General features: G+C 59.6%; 18 protein-coding genes and 1 tRNA gene. 10 read left to right on the top strand and 9 right to left on the bottom strand.

Going from position 1 to position 17187, the window contains the following annotated elements; translation table 11 throughout:
* The first annotated feature begins 3 nt into the window (after positions 1-3).
* Positions 4-99 (top strand) — tRNA-Sec (locus tag ACIO0C_RS03410).
* Between the two features lie 233 nt (positions 100-332).
* Entirely contained in the window at positions 333-1415 is a 1083-nt protein-coding gene (locus tag ACIO0C_RS03405) for an AI-2E family transporter (RefSeq protein ID WP_401307798.1), read from the top strand.
* Between the two features lie 70 nt (positions 1416-1485).
* Here ACIO0C_RS03405 and ACIO0C_RS03400 read toward each other — a convergent pair whose 3' ends face one another.
* The 3 genes from ACIO0C_RS03400 to ACIO0C_RS03390 all read right to left on the bottom strand — a co-directional run bounded on the left by ACIO0C_RS03400 (position 1486) and on the right by ACIO0C_RS03390 (position 4356).
* The gene (locus ACIO0C_RS03400) at positions 1486-2070 is read right to left on the bottom strand and encodes a hypothetical protein (RefSeq protein WP_401307795.1); all 585 of its coding nucleotides are present in this window, start codon (positions 2068-2070) and stop codon (positions 1486-1488) included.
* A gap of 129 nt (positions 2071-2199) precedes the next feature.
* Positions 2200-2628 (bottom strand): hypothetical protein, encoded by a 429-nt coding sequence (locus ACIO0C_RS03395; RefSeq protein ID WP_401308055.1) that lies wholly within the window; start codon positions 2626-2628, stop codon positions 2200-2202.
* A 147-nt stretch (positions 2629-2775) separates the two neighbouring features.
* A complete protein-coding gene (locus ACIO0C_RS03390) occupies positions 2776-4356 on the bottom strand; it encodes a diguanylate cyclase (protein ID WP_401307792.1) in 1581 nt (526 codons plus the stop codon).
* A 377-nt stretch (positions 4357-4733) separates the two neighbouring features.
* Between ACIO0C_RS03390 and ACIO0C_RS03385 the strand changes: the two genes are divergently transcribed.
* The 4 genes from ACIO0C_RS03385 to ACIO0C_RS03370 all read left to right on the top strand — a co-directional run bounded on the left by ACIO0C_RS03385 (position 4734) and on the right by ACIO0C_RS03370 (position 9713).
* Positions 4734-5951 (top strand): DUF3422 domain-containing protein, encoded by a 1218-nt coding sequence (locus ACIO0C_RS03385; protein WP_401307789.1) that lies wholly within the window; start codon positions 4734-4736, stop codon positions 5949-5951.
* A gap of 411 nt (positions 5952-6362) precedes the next feature.
* Complete coding sequence (locus ACIO0C_RS03380) at positions 6363-7025, top strand: hypothetical protein (protein WP_401307786.1); 663 nt, start codon at positions 6363-6365, stop codon at positions 7023-7025.
* Between the two features lie 57 nt (positions 7026-7082).
* Positions 7083-7904 carry a polyphosphate kinase 2 gene (ppk2, locus tag ACIO0C_RS03375; RefSeq protein WP_401307783.1) on the top strand — a complete coding sequence of 274 codons (822 nt, stop codon included), beginning with the start codon at positions 7083-7085 and terminating at the stop codon, positions 7902-7904.
* A 48-nt stretch (positions 7905-7952) separates the two neighbouring features.
* Positions 7953-9713 carry a SulP family inorganic anion transporter gene (locus ACIO0C_RS03370; RefSeq protein ID WP_401307780.1) on the top strand — a complete coding sequence of 587 codons (1761 nt, stop codon included), beginning with the start codon at positions 7953-7955 and terminating at the stop codon, positions 9711-9713.
* Between the two features lie 61 nt (positions 9714-9774).
* Here the strand turns inward: ACIO0C_RS03370 and ACIO0C_RS03365 are convergent, their stop codons facing one another.
* The 3 genes from ACIO0C_RS03365 to ACIO0C_RS03355 all read right to left on the bottom strand — a co-directional run bounded on the left by ACIO0C_RS03365 (position 9775) and on the right by ACIO0C_RS03355 (position 12392).
* Complete coding sequence (locus tag ACIO0C_RS03365) at positions 9775-9903, bottom strand: hypothetical protein (protein WP_401307777.1); 129 nt, start codon at positions 9901-9903, stop codon at positions 9775-9777.
* 59 nt (positions 9904-9962) lie between these two features.
* Positions 9963-10802: a glutathione-dependent disulfide-bond oxidoreductase gene (gene yghU / locus ACIO0C_RS03360; RefSeq protein WP_401307774.1), complete on the bottom strand. Its 840-nt coding sequence runs from the start codon at positions 10800-10802 to the stop codon at positions 9963-9965.
* 267 nt (positions 10803-11069) lie between these two features.
* On the bottom strand, positions 11070-12392 hold the full coding sequence (locus ACIO0C_RS03355) for a DUF1329 domain-containing protein (protein WP_401307771.1): 1323 nt from the start codon (positions 12390-12392) through the stop codon (positions 11070-11072).
* Between the two features lie 996 nt (positions 12393-13388).
* Here ACIO0C_RS03355 and ACIO0C_RS03350 point away from each other — a divergent pair.
* Positions 13389-13712, top strand: a complete 324-nt coding sequence (locus tag ACIO0C_RS03350; RefSeq protein ID WP_401307768.1) for a DUF6124 family protein — start codon at positions 13389-13391, stop codon at positions 13710-13712.
* 20 nt (positions 13713-13732) lie between these two features.
* Entirely contained in the window at positions 13733-13903 is a 171-nt protein-coding gene (locus ACIO0C_RS03345; RefSeq protein ID WP_401307765.1) for a hypothetical protein, read from the top strand.
* Positions 13904-13978: 75 nt separating this feature from the next.
* Here the strand turns inward: ACIO0C_RS03345 and ACIO0C_RS03340 are convergent, their stop codons facing one another.
* Together ACIO0C_RS03340 and gfa are read right to left on the bottom strand one after the other, a co-directional pair.
* Positions 13979-14206 (bottom strand): hypothetical protein, encoded by a 228-nt coding sequence (locus tag ACIO0C_RS03340; protein ID WP_401307762.1) that lies wholly within the window; start codon positions 14204-14206, stop codon positions 13979-13981.
* Positions 14207-14211: 5 nt separating this feature from the next.
* The gene (gfa, locus tag ACIO0C_RS03335; protein WP_401307759.1) at positions 14212-14790 is read right to left on the bottom strand and encodes an S-(hydroxymethyl)glutathione synthase; all 579 of its coding nucleotides are present in this window, start codon (positions 14788-14790) and stop codon (positions 14212-14214) included.
* 149 nt (positions 14791-14939) lie between these two features.
* Here gfa and ACIO0C_RS03330 point away from each other — a divergent pair, with 149 nt between their 5' ends.
* Together ACIO0C_RS03330 and ACIO0C_RS03325 are read left to right on the top strand one after the other, a co-directional pair.
* Positions 14940-15488, top strand: coding sequence for an antitoxin Xre/MbcA/ParS toxin-binding domain-containing protein (locus tag ACIO0C_RS03330; protein ID WP_401307756.1), 549 nt, complete (start codon positions 14940-14942; stop codon positions 15486-15488).
* Positions 15488-15985 carry an RES family NAD+ phosphorylase gene (locus ACIO0C_RS03325; RefSeq protein ID WP_401307753.1) on the top strand — a complete coding sequence of 166 codons (498 nt, stop codon included), beginning with the start codon at positions 15488-15490 and terminating at the stop codon, positions 15983-15985. The genes ACIO0C_RS03330 and ACIO0C_RS03325 overlap by 1 nt, the downstream gene beginning before the upstream one ends.
* Positions 15986-16158: 173 nt before the next feature.
* Here ACIO0C_RS03325 and ACIO0C_RS03320 read toward each other — a convergent pair whose 3' ends face one another.
* Entirely contained in the window at positions 16159-17124 is a 966-nt protein-coding gene (locus ACIO0C_RS03320; RefSeq protein ID WP_401307750.1) for an endonuclease, read from the bottom strand.
* Between the last annotated feature and the right edge of the window lie 63 nt (positions 17125-17187).

Here is a 17187-nt window from a genome sequence, read left to right as displayed (position 1 = left end):
AAAGGAAGGTAATCGCGCCCGGTGGCGCGGCCGGGCTTCAAACCCGGTTGGGGACGGCATCCGTTCCCGGGCAGGTTCGACTCCGGCTACCTTCCGCCATTTTCCCTTGAACATTGCTTGTAGGAGCCGGCTTGCCGGCGAAGGCGGCCTTGAATCTTGTATCGAACTTGGGGGCCCCTTCGCTGGCAAGCCACCTCCTACAGTGGGTCAGGTACTTCTGCGAGAGATGGCTCGGCTGCGATGCATCAACCTGACCCCTCACACCATGAAATCAACGTCTATGCTGGGCTAACCGATCACTCACCTCCACAGTGAACTGTCAGGAGACATCCATGGTACCCATGCCGCTGTCAGAGAAGGTCTTGTCCCGCGGGTTGCTCGATACCTTGATCCGCGCTGGACTGATTGTCGTGCTGGTGCTGTTCTGCTTCGAAATCTTCCGCCCGTTCCGCGATTTGATGCTGTGGTCGATCATCCTGGCGATCACGCTTTACCCGTTGCAAGAACGACTCCGGGGCCCGCTGGGGCGAAAAGAAGGGCGCATTGCGACGCTGATCGTGCTGGTGGCCGTCATCATCCTCATGGTACCGATCTACCTGTTGGGCACCTCGATCGCCGATTCGGTGGAAAACGCCATGACCGTGGTCCGGGACGAAGGCATCCGCATTCCTCCCCCGTCCGACTCCGTTGCCACATGGCCACTGGTGGGTAAACCATTGTCGGCGCTGTGGCTGCAGGCGGCCACCGACCTGCCTGGCCTGACAGCGAAGTACATACCGCAAATCAAGGATGTCAGCCTGTCGTTGCTGGGCAAGCTCGCCGGTGTCGGCATGGGTTTTCTGATGTTTATTTTCGCGCTGATCATCGCCGGGATCTTCATGGCCTACGGCGAATCGGGTAGTCGCGCCTCGGTGCAGATCGCCTCGCGGATCAGCGGACCGGAAAAAGGCCCTCAGATGGCTACCTTGTGTACTGCAACCATCCGCGCCGTGGCGCTCGGGGTGGTCGGCATCGCGTTCATCCAGATGCTGCTGGTGGGGCTCGGGTTTGTGTTCAAGGGCGTTCCCGGTGCCGGGCTGCTGGCATTGGCGGTGCTGTTGCTGGGTATCATGCAGTTGCCGGCAACCTTGGTAACAGTGCCGGTCATTGCCTATGTGTTAGCCACTGAAGGGGCCAGCACCGCGACCATCGTCTTTTCCATCTACGTCTTCGTCGCGGGCCTGGTGGACAACGTGCTCAAGCCCTTGTTGCTGGGGCGCGGCGTTGATGTGCCGATGCCGGTGATCTTGATCGGCGCCCTGGGCGGGATGGTCACCGGTGGCATCCTTGGCCTGTTCATCGGCCCGGTGGTGCTGGCGGTCGGTTATCAGTTGTTCTGGCAGTGGGTGCAGGATCCGCCGCCCCCGGCGGTATAGGAGAGGCTCTAACGCCTTATCCGCAGGACGACCACACAGGGACCTGCCTGCAGGTGGGCGGGTTCCTGGTTCAGAGACCGAGGTAGCCGCAGTAGACAAGGGCCAACGTGGCGGCGATCCCGAAGGCCCCCAACGCCTTGATGGTCGAGGGGTGCGCTGACTGGGGGTTGATCACGCGCGGCAGGCGCGGATCCGAATAGGCAACCGGTTGATAGCGTCCGCGCATGATTGCCAGGTAGGTATAGCGAAAGCCGATCAACAGGAACAGGCTCGCCAGGCTGAGGAGCAGGGTGGCAAAGGTGGTCGGTCCAGCCGCAGGTAAAGGGTGCTCTATATCGCAGGCAGCGCTATCGAGTTGTGCGACAGTGATTTGCCCATGGTCCTTCGCAGCCGGTGTTCCTTCATTGAGCAGCCTGGCCTGTTGCACCAGGTCCAGGGACTGGTATTGCCACAGAGTCGACGAGCCTTCCCGGCAGTAGGTGAACGTTCCAGGGTTTTGGGCGGCAATGATGCACGCGTCGTCGATCCCACGTTTTTTCAAGGTTTCCAAGGCTGTTCTGGTGAAATCCAGATCGAGGACAGGAGCAATCCCTGTGGCTGAAACCGCGCCCGAGACCAGCAGACTCCCCACAACACCGATAGTTGAAGTTTTCAAGGCTGGATTTCCTGGTTTTTTATTGGCTTTATGTCAGGGACGCGGAGCTTGAATGAACCTGCCGTAGTGGAGTCTAGAACGCGTTAGTCACTTTGATAAGCATGCGCATTTAAAAAGCTGCGCTGCAGACTATTCACAGTCATCGGCAACGGCCTTCTCGGCACGCTGGATCTCCTGTTTTATATCGGTGGTGATTTTCTGTTCCTTGCGTTCCTGACCGAGGAATTTTTGCTCGCCCCGGGACTTGACCTCTGCATCTTCAGCATGGATCTGTGCTTCGATGGCGGCAGAATGCTGATCGATCACAGCGTCGACCTCGGCTTCGTTCTTTGCAGTATCGAGCGCCGATACCAGTTTGCCGGCCTCGGCCTTTTCGGCTTCGGCATAGGCCTCGACCGACAACCCGGCGGCCAGGGCTCGCGCCTGTACTTCCAGATCCTTTAGGTGCTGGCGCGCTAGCGCACATACCGCTTCCTGGCGCTGACTCTGCTGCACTTTCCAGTTGTTGAATCCATAGACAGCGGTACCGATGACGATGATCGTTGCAGCGACTCCCAGTAATTGGCCTTTCACATTCCATCCCCTCAAAAACAGCTCTTGGCAATGATTGCCCGAATCCGTTCGGGGAATGAAAAGCGTAGCAGACTGGATGGCACTCAAGGTCCGTTCAGTTCGCTGGAAAGGATTTTCAGGAAAAACTCGCGACTACAATGGATGACGCTCACTCGACTCGTTGGTAGAGCACCAGCGGTTTCGTCCCTGTCGTTTGGCCACGTAGAGCAAGGCGTCAGCGGCTTTGATCAAGGTGGCCGGCGTCACCTCCTCGAAGCTCGGGTGGCTGGTGGTGATGCCCGCGCTGGCCGTGACCCTGCCCAAGGGATGAGCGCAATGTTCGATGCCCAGTGCTCGGATGGCTTGCAGAATCTCTTCGGCAACTTGTGCCGCACCCGCACCATCCGTGTTGGGCAGCAGCACCGTGAACTCCTCGCCACCGTACCGGACAGCCAGATCCCCGGGTCGCTTGACCGCCTGCTGGATCGCGGCCCCTACCGCGCCCAGGCAATCATCGCCGGCAGCGTGCCCATAGCTGTCGTTGTAGCGCTTGAAGTAATCGACATCGAGCATGATCAGCGACAGCGTGGATCCCTGGCGCGTAGCCAGGCGAATCTCATCCAGCAGCGCAGTATCCAGGCGTCGACGATTGCCCAGGCCCGTCAGGCTGTCGGTCAACGCCATCTCGCGCATGGCCTGATGTGCGTGACGCAACTTTCTTTCCGTCACCATTCTCTGGCGCAACTGACTCAAGACGATGAGGCCGAACACCGCGAGCACCCCGATCAGGACCACCAGCACCCACCCGGTTTTAAATAGATCACGGCGCCAGGGAGCGATGATGGATTCACGGGAAAGCCCGGCTTCCACCACCAGCGGATAGGTGGCCAACGCCCGGTAGCCGTACAGGCGCTCGGTGTCGTCCACCACGGCTTTGACTTCGGCGACGCCTTGGCTGGCGTTGGGCAGATAGCGCTTGTAAATCTCGCTGTCCGCCAGGCTTTTGCCCACCACGGAGGCAATGAAGGGGCGCCGTACCAGTATGGTTCCGTTGCGCATGGCCAGCACGAGGGCACCCTTGCCATCGATTTTGAAGTCTGCGTAGTAGTCAACGAAGTAGCTGACCTTGATCGTCCCAAGCAGAACCCCGGCGAAGGTTCCATCCAGATTGTTCAAGCGGCGTGAGATGGGGATGATCAGATCGTTGGTGGACCTGCTCTTGACCACTTCGCCGATGCGCACGTTCTTGTCCTCATGCGTGCGGTGATACTGGAAGTAATCACGATCGGCGTTGTTCGCGGGCTCCGGCGTTGTCTGCTTGTCCGTCACGATCCATTGCCCGTCCGCGCCGTAGATGAACAGGCCATGCAGTTGCGGCATGATTTTCGATTGCTGGACCAGCAGCTTGTGAATGCGCGGGACGTTGATGTTCTGCAAACCGTCGCCTTCCACCCGTTCCCCGAGCGCGGCGGTCAGTACATCCACTTGCCGAATGGCATCTTCGGCGTGTTGCGCGGTGGCTCGCGCCAGGTTGGTCACGGAGTCGCGGGCAGCGTCGAAGGCTGACCGGTAATCGCGCCAGGTCCGCCAACCCTCAACCGCGAGAAACGCCAGCACCACCACCAGCATGAAGCTCACCGTGAGGCGGAAAACAGCTCCCGCGCGCACGGTTCTCGCATAGACAGGTTCAACGTCGCCGTCCACCCTGGGCGGTGGCTGTCTGCGTCCGGGCATCAACATCTCCTTTTACGAGCGGTCCAGTTACGCCGCTCGTCATCTTCAACTGCCCAGGCTCGCCGAAGCGCAGCCTGGACTAGACAAGACCGACAAATGACAGGATCACCAGGACGATCACGACGGCACCAACGATGTAGATAATATTGTTCATGAAGGCCACCTTTGTCTCTCAAGGGGTTGCGACACCTGGGTGTCTAGTACAAATGACACCTGGGTGCGCACTTGCGTTCCGCAACCCGCTGGTTGAGATCGCACGAAAATCGGTGACTCTTGGGTGCATCGACCAGTCCCACTCACAATAGCAGTCGATAATGCCCTGAAAGACCTGGCATTTATCGTAAGCGCCAAAAACAACTCCAAGATGGCCTCACCACATGCACCCGTTACGACAAAGCCTGCACAACGAACTGCACGCGCGCCCGTCACTGTACTTCGATGAGCCGGCCCATGTGTTTCACCTGGCTTTCCTCGGCAGCGAACAGGTGTGCAATACGTTTCTTCAAGACTGCTGCCTGGCCTCCCTCGATCTGCATGCTGCCCAAGGCATTACCCGGCTCGATGGCCACGCGCTGAAATGGGAGCGCCATGCCGAGTTTTTCACCCTGACCCTGGTGGTCACTTCCTCCAGCGATGAGTTGTCCTGGACGGCGCTGCCCGACGTGCTGGCGCGAAAAATCCAGACGTATTTGCCGACGCTGATCAATTCGGTACAGATCGTGGTACGCGGTGAAGCGCAGCTGGATATCTCGCGCTACGGTTTCAAAGACCCGTGCGGTTCTTGCGTGGGGGGTGGCGATGCAGTGGTCTGGAGCGATTTTCGTATCAGCGAGGATGGCAACAACCACATATTGTTCATCAATCGGCGCCTGAATGCGTACCGCCAGGGGCGGATGATACGTCGCCTCCTGGAGATCGAGACCTACCGGATGATGGCCTCGTTATCCTTGACCATGGCCAAGGACTTGAGTGGGCAGCTCGATGTTTTCGACAAGACCCTGGTCAACCTCTCCGAACGCAACGCCGACCCCGCAGGCAGTCATGCCAAAGCCCTGTTGGCGGATATCTCCAACCTGTCCGCCCAGGTGGTCAGCAGTACCGCGAAAACCCGCCACCGCTTCAGTGCCACACAGGCCTATGCGCAATTGGTGTTCGAGCGCCTGGGTGAATTGCGTGAAAGCCACGTCGGTGATTGCCAGCGCCTGGGCGTGTTTATCGAACGCCGCTTCAAGCCCACCGTCAGGTACTGCACGGCCACCGAACAACGACTGGAGCATCTGGCCGAAAGCGTGGCCAACCTCGGTGACCTGTTGCAGGCACGGGTCCAGGTGGAAATGGAAGAACAGAACTCGGAAATCCTCAAAAGCCTGAACGCCCGCGCCGATGCCCAGATCAAGATCCAGCGGGCCGTGGAAGGTCTTTCGATCATTGCCATCAGCTACTACCTGCTGAGCCTGCTCAAACTGGGTTACTCGGGGCTGCACGTGTTCGGCGTGGCGCTGACCCCGCGCGAGGCCATGCTGGCCATGGCGCCGCTTGCGATCGGGATTCTTGCGTGGATCATCCTTCATATCAAAAAGATCAAAGAGCATTGAGGCGATGAGGTGAATGCTCATTTTTCAGTGTAATGCTGTTCAATTCATATTTGGATTGGGTGTATATCCGTTGCTGCGGTAACGGGCAGCTATGGTTTCGCGGCAGGCGAAAACCTGTAGGAGCCCGGCTTGCCGGCGAAGAACGATAACGCGGTACAACAGGCACACCGCAGCGCCTGATTCGCCGGCAAGTCGGATCGCTGCCTTGCTTTTGCTGCCCCAGGCACTCGCATCGCTTTCATGCGCATCGGCAAAGGCCAGGAGCACGTCCAGGTCAAAGTTCGAATCGCCAGCGAAACAGGCTTTTCAAACTACACTGAAAATTTGTTGAAACCGCCCAGTGACAAAAGACCGCTGCCTTGGCCTGTCTCAAAGGGCCTCACGTTGACGCGGCCGTGCGAGGATGACTGCATGCAAGGCACAGCAGAGCAAAAGCGGGCACGGGTACTTGATCCAGTCGATCGCGTGACGGAGGTGATCTTTGGCTTGCTCATGGCAATGACCTTCACCGGAACCATCAGCGTGGCGACGTCTGGCCAGGAGGCGGAACGCACGATGATGTTCGCAGCGTTAGGGTGCAACCTGGCTTGGGGGCTGGCCGACGCGGTGATGTATTTGCTGCGCAGCCTGATCGAGCGCACGCGCAAACGTACGCTGTTCGCCGCCTTGAGCGGCGCAGCGGATGCGGCGACCGGGCAAGCGTTGATTGCCGATGCACTGCCACCGCGGCTGGTCGCGGCGGCCGGCCCCGAGGAGCTCGAGTCGCTGCGGCTGCGCCTGGTCAAATTTGCCAACACGTCGGTGCAGCCGCGTCTCACCTGGGACGACATCAGGGGCGCGATCGGGGTTTTCCTGTTGGTGGTGGCTTCGACATTCCCCCTCGTGGTGCCGTTTGTGTTGCTCGACCAGACAGCGCTTGCGGTACGCCTGTCCAACCTGATCGGGCTGGTGGTGCTGTTCATCGCCGGCTGGATACTGGCGCGCTATGCCGGCGCTAAACCCTGGGTGGGTGGCGTTGCGATGGCGGTCACCGGTGCTGTACTGATCGTCGCGATCATCGCGCTCGGTGGCTGAGCAGCCGGCAATCACACTGCTTACCTGTCGACAACCTGTCTTGCTGGAGTCTTGGTCATGGCAAAGGACAAAAAGAAAGCCGCTAAAAGTTATCCCGCGCAAAGCCTGAAACTGAAGAACAAGGATTACCTTGAGCAACTGCGCCAGCTGCACGTCGAGCTGGTGAAATTGCAGGAGTGGGTGAAAGCCAAGGGCATCAAGATCTGCATTGTCTTCGAGGGCCGCGACGGCGCCGGCAAGGGCGGGACGATCAAGGCGCTGACCGAGCTCGTGAGCCCGCGGGTGTTTCGCGTGGTGGCGCTACCGGCACCGACCGATCGGGAAAAAAGCCAGATGTATCTGCAACGTTATCTGCCGCATCTGCCCGCCGCCGGCGAGGTGGTGATCTTCGACCGCAGTTGGTACAACCGGGCGGGTGTGGAGCGGGTCATGGGGTTCTGCAGCAAAGAGCAGGTTGCCGGATTTCTGAAAACGGTACCCAACGTGGAGCGGGCGATTGTCGATTCGGGCATTATCCTGCTCAAGTATTGGCTGGAAGTCAGTCCGCAAGAACAGACCCGCAGGCTTGAGGAGCGCATCAAGGATGGGCGCAAAATCTGGAAGCTTTCACCCATGGACCTCAAGTCATACAGCCGCTGGTACGACTATTCACGAGCGCGTGACGACATGTTCCAGGCGACCGACACCGAACACGCCCCCTGGCTGGTGGCCAACTCCAACGACAAGCGGCGCGCGCGCCTGAACATCATTTCTGATTTGCTCAGTCGCGTTCCCTACGAGGAAGTCGCGCGTGAGAAGGTGGTTTTGCCCAAGCGGCAGAAGCCCGGCGGTTATCGCGAACCCGATTATCCGCTGCGGCGAATTCCCGAAATATTCTGACGGGCACTTCAAGCAGAACCGCGCTGGACACTAAAGGGCCCCTGTCCCATGAGTCATTCGGATGCTTCGCCGCCTACCCCGGAACCGGGGCGCATTGCCCGTCGCGATACCGGCGATAACAGCGGATGGAGCCGTTGGTTGCCGGGGCTACGAACGCTGCGCGAGTACCAGATAGCCTGGTTGCGCCACGACATCATGGCCGGCCTCGTGCTCACCACCATGCTGGTGCCCGTCGGCATCGCCTACGCCGTGGCATCGGGCGTCCCCGGCATCTATGGCTTGTACGCAACCATCGTTCCGCTCCTCGCGTACGCTCTGTTCGGCCCCAGCCGGATCCTGGTGCTGGGGCCGGATTCCTCGCTGGCCGCCGTGATCCTCGCCGTCGTGCTGCCATTGTCCGGTGGCGACCCCCATCGCGCCGTCGCCCTGGCGAGCATGATGGCGATCGTGTCGGGCGCCGTGTGCATCCTGGCCGGCATCGCACGCCTGGGCTTCATCACCGAGCTGCTTTCCAAACCGATCCGCTACGGCTACATGAACGGCATCGCGGTGACGGTATTGATCAGTCAATTGCCGAAAATCTTCGGCTTTTCGATCGAGTCCGACGGCCCGTTGAGAAACCTGTGGGCCATCGCCACCGGGATGATGCAAGGCAAGACCAACTGGACCACTTTCATGGTGGGCGTCGCCACGCTGGCGGTGATCCTGCTGCTCAAAGGCAATAAGCGAATCCCGGGCATCCTGATTGCCGTGGCAGGTGCGACCGTCGCCGTGGGTGTGCTGGACCTTGCCACGAGCGCGGGCGTGTCGGTCCTTGGTGCTCTGCCACAAGGTTTGCCGGCGTTCGCGATCCCCTGGGTCACCCGTGCCGACATTGTCCCGGTCATCATCGGCGGTTGCGCCGTCGCCCTTGTCTCGTTCGCCGACACCAGCGTGCTTTCGCGGGTCTACGCGGCGCGCACCCGTACCTATGTCAACCCGAACCAGGAGATGGCGGGGCTGGGTTTTGCCAATCTGGCGGCGGGTTTTTTCCAGGGTTTTCCCATCAGCAGCAGTTCGTCACGGACTCCCGTGGCCGAAGCCGCCGGTGCCAAGACCCAGTTGACCGGCGTGGTCGGTGCACTGGCAGTGGCCGTATTGCTGATGGTGGCGCCCAACCTGCTGCAGGACTTGCCCAACAGCGCACTGGCCGCCGTAGTGATCGCCTCGGCCATCGGCTTGATCGAAGTCGCCGACCTGCGACGCATTTATCGTATCCAGCGCTGGGAATTCTGGCTGTCGATCGCCTGCACCATTGGCGTCGCCGTGTTCGGTGCGATCGAGGGGATCGCCCTGGCCATCGTGATTGCCGTCATCGAATTTTTGTGGGATGGCTGGCGGCCGTACTCCGCCGTGCTGGGGCAGGCCGAGGGAGTCAAGGGCTACCACGATATCCAGCGTTATCCGCATGCGCGCCTGATCCCCGGCCTGGTCTTGTTCCGCTGGGATGCGCCGTTGTTTTTCGCTAACGCCGAGCTGTTCAATGAGCGGGTGCTGGACGCGGTGGCGGCATCGCCCACGCCGGTGCGCTGGTTGGTCGTGGCGGCGGAACCGGTCACCAGTGTCGACGTGACCTCTGCCGACATGTTGGCAGAGCTGGACGACACCCTGCACGCGGCGGGTATCAAGTTGTGCGTGGCCGAGATGAAGGACCCGGTCAAAGACAAATTCAAGCGCTTCGGACTATTCGCAAGGCTTGGCGAATCAGCGTTCTTTCCCACGGTAGGCGATGCGGTCGACAACTATCTGGCGGCTCATGGCGAGCAATAGCTGACGCGTACTTTCAAGGGCGGCCAGCCCAACGTGCTGGCGCCCTTGACGACCGGGTGACTTACCAGAACTTGAAGGTGTAGGCGATTATCAGCCGATTCTCGTCGACGTCGGTCGTGTCGCTGCCGCGATGGTCGGCCACCAGCAGATAGGGTAGGCCGGTGTCGCCGCGGCTGCTCAAGGTGAACATGCCACCCAGATAGCGGTTGTTTGCGGGTGCGTCCGACGTCGATAACGCCGGACAGCTCTTCAGCCCAGATCAGCAGCCTGATGCCGTTCAGGCACTTGGCTTGCCTCATCCCCCCACGTCCGGTTGACGCGCTGGCCACGCAGGACCGCAGGCCGATCGGCGATTTCCTGCGCCCAGCGCTGCACGTGGGTGTATTGGTGGGCCGATAGAAACTCGGCAGCCGAGTACACGTTGTCGCGCACCAACTGGCCGTACCAGGGCCAGACCGCGATGTCGGCGATGGTGTAACGGTCACCGGCCAGGTAGGGGCTTTGCGCAAGTCGGCGGTCGAGGACATCCAGCTGCCGCTTGGTCTCCATCGTGAAGCGGTTGATCGGGTATTCGAACTTCTCTGGCGCGTAGGCGTAGAAATGCCCGAAGCCGCCGCCCAGATAGGGTGCCGAACCCATTTGCCAGAACAGCCAGTTGAGGGTTTCGGTGCGTCCTGCGGGATCGGTGGGCAGGAATTCGCCGAATTTCTCCGCCAGGTAGAGCAGGATCGAACCGGACTCGAAGACGCGGATCGGCGGCTCCACGCTGCGATCCAACAGCGCCGGGATCTTCGAGTTCGGGTTGATCTCGACAAAGCCACTGGAGAACTGTTCGCCCTCGCCGATGCGGATCAGCCAGGCGTCGTACTCGGCGTCGGTATGCCCGAGCGCCAACAGTTCTTCCAGCATGATGGTCACCTTCACGCCATTGGGCGTCGCCAGCGAATACAGCTGCAACGGGTGCTTGCCTGTCGGCAGTGTCTTGTCATGGGTCGGGCCGGCAACAGGGCGGTTGATATTGGCAAACTCGCCGCCAGATGGCGCATTGTGTTTCCAGACCTTGGGAGGAACATAGGACGCTTTGCTCACGAGATGGACCCCATAATGTGTAGTGATGACGTTGACCGCTGGCGATCGCGCTGGGTTAAAACACTATGTCGCGCGAGCGTTACGAGCAAGTGCTGTCGATTTCGCAGAGTCTCGTTCGACCAGGGTAAGGGGAATGCATTGGGGGCGGCGTTCCCTGAGCGAGAACTTTAACGAGGACGAATCAGGAGAAGCGTATGCGCAAGCTCATCAGCGGCGAGGTGCGCACGGGATCGTTCAACGAAAGTGAGCGGCAATGAACGCAAGGACCTAGCGAATACCGGTCCCCGCCATTGACTCCGGCACCCACTGCGCCGTCGACAGCGGCTCAATGTAGCGGATCCCGCCATGGGGGCCCACCACGCCATTGATGTTGTAGGTGCCACGCGACAGGTCGTAAGTCATGAACGGAGTGGCGTCCGGGACTTGCTGGTCGTAGCTCTGGCTGAAGAACGCGAAGGAGCCACGATAAAGCTGGCCATCGGTGTCGTACTGGTCGGAGGCCACTGCGGCCCAGGTATCTTCATCCAGGTAAAAGCGGCGCTTTTGGTAGATGTGCTTGGCACCGGGCTTGAGATTGCCCTCCACGACGTAGACCCGGTGTTTTTCCCAGCGCACGTAATCCGGGGAAATGAAATTGGGGGTGGTCAGGGATTTGGCTTCTCGAGCGTAGGTGAGTTTGTAGGTGTTGTAGGGCACGATCATTTCCCGCTTGCCAACCAGCGTCCAGTCATACAGTTCCAGTGCGCGGGCGGTGCCGGGGTTGGGTGTGTCGTAGGCCAGGATCGAAATCTGTTTGACCCGGCGCTGGGCCGGCATGTACTGCCAGGCGCGGCCAGGAAACTCCGTGGCATTGGTGGCGTTCTTGAGCATGATCGACTCGCCGGCTCGGCGCGCAGGCCCGGTGTAGGACAGTTTCAACTGATAATAAATGTCCGAGCTGCTGAACGGCTTCGACATGTTCTCGTAGATCGGAAAGGACACGTAGGCCTCGCCGGTGACCGCCAGGCTCGGCACGCCCGCCGTGTCGACGCTCCAGGAGTCGTACTTGGAATGAATGTTGACGCCCTGGTAGCGCAGCAGGAAATTCCACATCGCTTCGGCGCCTGACTGCGGGATCGGGAACGGCACCCCGGGCATCACATTGTCGATGGCGGTTCCACCGTCGAGGGTGCGGGCGTTGGTGGCATTCGTGCGGCTGTTGTCCAGTACCGCCTGTGGCAGTGAGGCGGTGCGGTGGGTCGGATACACGTCGACGCGAAAGCCGGGGTAGCGCCGGGCCAACGCGACGGTGGTGGCGGTCAGCATGTCTTTGTACGCATCGACGTTCTTGCCGTTGATCACCAGCAGCGGTTTTTCGTGGGCAAAGGGGTCAGGGCGCATGCTGTCGCCGGCCTTGAAACTGGAGGGGGCCGTGGTCAGGCCACCGTTGTAAGGCGGAATGGAGCCGTCGGCATTGCCGGCCTGCTCGGCACCCACTCCCGTGAGGCTGGTGCCCAGCCGGGCGGCTTCCTGGCTCGATACATAGGCTTGGGCATCGATGGCCAGCCCCATGAGGGGAATGGCGGCCAGAAGACTTTTCACCAATTTCATCTTGTTATTCTCCTGCCAGGCGTACCAGGCAACTCGTGACTCAGAGGCCACGGTCGCATCCGTCGGCGCAATTGCCAGAGTTTGTAGCTCCATTAAAAAGCCTGTGCAGGGGGGGCGCTTCGCATTTGACGACAGTTACTTGGCTATTGATGACAGCGCCAGAGCTTTGGCGAGGATGTGAAGTGTGTTGGCCAGTGATCCGTCAGGGACCCACTCCACACGGGTGGGGGCGTCGGCGTGAAGGAGGATTATTCTTCAGGCCTCATAAAACCCGCACGTTCTGCAAAGGTGGGGCGAATTCAAAGAGGTGTCTGTCGTGAACCGTTGTTTATCCACTCTGGCCGGAAGTAGTCGCAAGCTTGATGGTTTCTCTCGCCATCTGTTGCACCGCGTTATCGTTCTTCGCCAGCAAGGCGTTCCGACGATGAGGACGGCACACTCTCACACCACCTCGAATAACCCGCCAGCCCCCATGCCTGCGCCGACGCACATGGTCACGACCACGTACTTCACGCCGCGGCGTTTTTGAAAAACATCTACGCCAAGCTGGGGGTTTCGAGTCGTTATGGCGCGGTGTCGTGGGCGCGCAAGAATGGGTTGATCGAGTAAGGGTGCAGCAGAAGTGGGACGCTACTTAAACACGCTCAAGATTGCCTGTTTAAACGCCCTACAGATTGCTTCCTGAAAGCTACAAGACCTTGCGTCGTTGCCTACGGGTACGCCAGAATCCGCCGGCTTGTGCGCCTAGGGGCTGCCCGGTAACTTTGTTCGGGTCACTGCTCATCAGTGATCGGGTTTAGTCGCCCGGTGGTTATCAGCTGGATGCACAAGCTCCATTCAATCAGGTTCTCTGTACCTGTATCTAATGGTGGCTGTGTGTAGGGCGCTTCGGCGCGCCGGCAATGCTGATTCTCACCGGTCGACTAACCTGCGCACAGCCGCCACCCATCGTTTAGTCGCGATATGGCTGCGGCTCCAGGCATGGAGAATCAGCATATGTTCAAGGTCACACCCAATCCCCCGGACACCGATCCAGCATCCCCCTACGAACCCGCCTCAAACAAACTCAACAAGGCCGCCGAACGCGCCCTCGATGACCACTTCCCCTCGACCGCCGACATCAAGTCCACGTCGCGAACACCCAGCACCCTGATGGTTTATCTGGTCGAGACACTGGCCTCGGTCGATGTGATGGTGCACCAGTTGGTCGATCATCTGGACGGTGGGTCGCGCAATGCATTGCTGGGCATTTCCAACAGCGTGATGCGCGCGCAAATCACGGCGAATCGGGTTTTGGATCAGATTGATCCGCCTGACTAGCTCACACAGGAACCTGCAGCATGCCCCCACAACCTACCAGGCAAGCCAACATTGAGCAGTTGCACGAGCTGGCCGAAGAAATGGACAGGCCTGCCCCCTCTATGGCACGCGCTTTTCTGTTGCCTTTCTGCATCGGTGCTGCGTTCGCCCTTACGGTCTTTATCGTCGTCGTTCTGGAGGCCCGCCTTTGATTGCAAAGCGGTTCTGCGCATTGGGCAGGACGCGGAAGTTCCGGGAGTCGGTGGCGGTGATCGACCAGTAGTATTTCACCATCGACGCGGGCAACTGGTCGGCGGGGAAGCGCGGACCTTGGCTTGCAACGGTTCCATCCCGGGGTTCAGGTCAGGCTCCTGCAGCGCCAAGGTGGTCGAATCGAACGCTTCCACGCCTGCCGTAAGCGCCGCAAGGTCGACTCGCTGGGTGTGGGCAGGCAGCTTGACCTTGGAGCCTTGCAGGCAGGCCGCGAACTCGCCATGCGGATGCTTGGGGAACACACCGATCAGGCATCGCGCAGCAGTCCTTTCTTTTTCGCCACATGCGTGGCCATTGCATCCATCAAGTCCGGGGACAGGCAGTCGTAGGGCTCAAGACCCAGCGAACGCAGGCGCTCACGGATGGCTGGCATCTGCGCCGGCGGTGTGCCGGTTTCGATGATGGAGGACACGAACGCGGCAAAGCCCGGCGCCGCCCATCCGCTCTGGGGAGAGAGCTCGGTATGGACGAAGTCCAGGCCGTAAAACGGATGGTCCTTGTTCTCGATGCGCCCGAAAAGGTGGGCGTGGCACTGCTTGCAGGCGTGACGCTGGATGGCGGCGGTTTCGTCGACAATCGCCAGTTTTTCGCCGTGGGCAGTCACGCTGACCTTATCCCGGGGGACCACGGCGATGACGGCGAATATCGCGCCTTGCGGTTTCCAGCATTTGCTGCAGCCGCAGGCGTGGTTATGCAGGGTTTGTGCGTCGATCCGGACCTCGACCTTGTCGCTCGCGCACAGGCATTGCAGGGTGCCACCGGTGAAGTTCGCGGCGGCGGGTTCAATACCGTTGTCCAGTGCAGGGTGAAGTTTCAAGGTGGCCATGCTGGCTCCTCCTTTAACAGGCTGCCCCCAGATGAATGCCCCCAGATAAAGAATAGCGCGACATTCGAAGCGCTCCTTTGTGTTGGATTAGGTTTTTCTGCCATTTGGCACTATAGTTAATGCCAGATGTCTAGATTGCGGAGGTTGCCATGAGCGCCAGGAAGAAAGATGTTGAAGGCGATGAGGTGGTCAAAGATGCCGGCCGCGAAGCGAAGGTCAAGCCACGCCCCTCCAAGGCTGGTACGGCGAGGGTAGCATTGGCGAGTTCGAGCCGCGTGCCCCCTATGGTTGCGGTCTTGCTTTCTGGAAAAGCCAGCGACGATCGCATGGCCATCTACAGGGCCGTTAAACACGGTTTCCCGCTGCAGTTGGTGCTGGATATGATCGAAAACAGCACGGTGTATAAGCAAAGCGGTGTGTTGTCGAAGATCGTTGGCACCTCTGACCGTACGCTTGCGCGGCGGTTGAAAACGCCTAATGAAGCGTTGACCCCGGAGCAAAGCACGCGCGCGCTCAATTATGCCGAGGTCCTGGAAAAGGCCACGGAGGTGCTGGGTTCGCGTGAGCTTGCCGAGCAGTGGATGGTCAAGCCCGCTCGGGGGCTGGATGGTGAGACACCTATCGACCTGATTTCAAATTCAGTCGGGTATGAGTTGGTGACTGACTTTCTGACGCGTATCGAGTATGGGGTCTATTGATGGCCAAAGACCCTTTGAGCGGTGAGATTCATTTCTGGCGCCTTGATCCTGCTGAACATGCCGCCACCTGGAATTCAGGCGTGGGGGCGGAAAAGGTGGGTGGGCGCTGGAATCCCAAAGGAATGGCCACCGTTTATGCAGCCCTGGATGCTTCTACGGCCATCCTTGAAGTGGCGGTGCATAAGGGTTTCGATGCGCTGGATTGCAAGCCCCATTATCTGACGCAGGCCCTCGTGTTGGATCGGTCGAAGATTTTTGTGGTGCAGCCTCAAAGCATTGCCAATTCCAATTGGCTGGTACCGGGTACACCCAGCCGTAGCCAGCAACAATTCGGTGCTGACTTGTTACGCCAGCATCCCTTTGTGCTGATCCCTTCCAGTGTTTCGCCGCATAGCTGGAATTTGTTGATGAACCCGCAACGGGCTCTCGGGTTGTACGAGTTGGTTTTGCAGGAGCCTTTCGCCCTTGATGGGCGCCTTAACAAGCCGTTGCCCTGAAGACTGATACCGCGCAGCCGTTTGACCATGAGCACGAGGAGTTTCGCAGCAGCGTGACCGACGATACCCGCACGGCATTGTGCCTCGACCAGTGTGGGGGCGGGTAGTCACACGGTGGAGTACCGTCAGGTATCGGCCCCGTTTTCGCGAGACCGACTTTCAACAGGCAGCAACTATTTGCAGTTGCCTGCCTTTCGATATCCTGCAGCCTGGGCCTCGGATTCCGAGGTGAAGGCGATCTGGTTTTTTTCAGACACCTGACCATACCCAGGGCAGCCTATCGACAGGTGGTAGACCTGACTTTTGCGGTTACCCATGATCGAACCCCCTCCGGCTGCGCTCGCCAGGGTTGGCTGGCTGGGTGCCCGCGCAGGTTTGACTGGAACGGCGCTCACCACCCCATCACCAACAGCCTTGTATCCTTGCGACCAATGGCGCTCGCCAGTTACAAATGGATTGGAGTGCCCCATGATTGCTGCAATGCGTCGATCCCGTTCCTTTTCCCAAGACGAAACCGGGTACTGCTTGTCCCAGGCCATCAGTAGCTGTTGCTGCTGACGTGACATGTTCAGTTTGTATCGGTCGAACATGTAGAAGGTTGTTCTGGCGACCAGCCCTTTGACCTCGTCGCGCGGCTCCGCAGCACGTTGGTCGAAATCAACCCGCGTCTTGCATTGTCCATACTGCGGCGCTACCCCGGAGGCCATTCCGTAGTTGAAATTACTACGGTCGCCGTTCACCTCCCCAACAGATGGGTAGAGGTTGAACAGGTCTGCCTCCATGGCTCGAAACACAGGGTCATCGTCCACACAGTGCTCGCGCCCCCCGTTCTTCCAGCATTGGCGTTGGTTACCGAACGTCCAGGCTGGAACGATGTGTTCCCACTCAGTCCGTTCCGCGCGATTCTCTTGTTTCCTGGCCTTGAGACCGCATGACTCGGCATCGATACGGCCCCCCGATTTACCTACCCACGTCCATTTGCAGCCGCAATACAGCTCGCCCATGGGGCTGTTCGCCTGGTCGAGGTAGATCTTCTGTTTTGCGATGACCTTGGCTTCGGAAAAGGTCGATGGAGGGCTGGAAAAGGCGGGGGTAATGACCGAGAGCAACAGCGCTACGATGGAAAGCAGTTTTTTCATTGGACAGCTTAAGCAATTGAAAGGAAACGCATTATACGCACGACTCGATGGCGTTAGATTGAG

Origin of the sequence: Pseudomonas sp. NPDC087336 (assembly GCF_044744285.1) — a bacterium.
GTDB lineage: Bacteria > Pseudomonadota > Gammaproteobacteria > Pseudomonadales > Pseudomonadaceae > Aquipseudomonas.
Note: the sequence above shows the minus strand (reverse complement) of the source record. Positions and strands in the feature narration are given on the sequence as shown.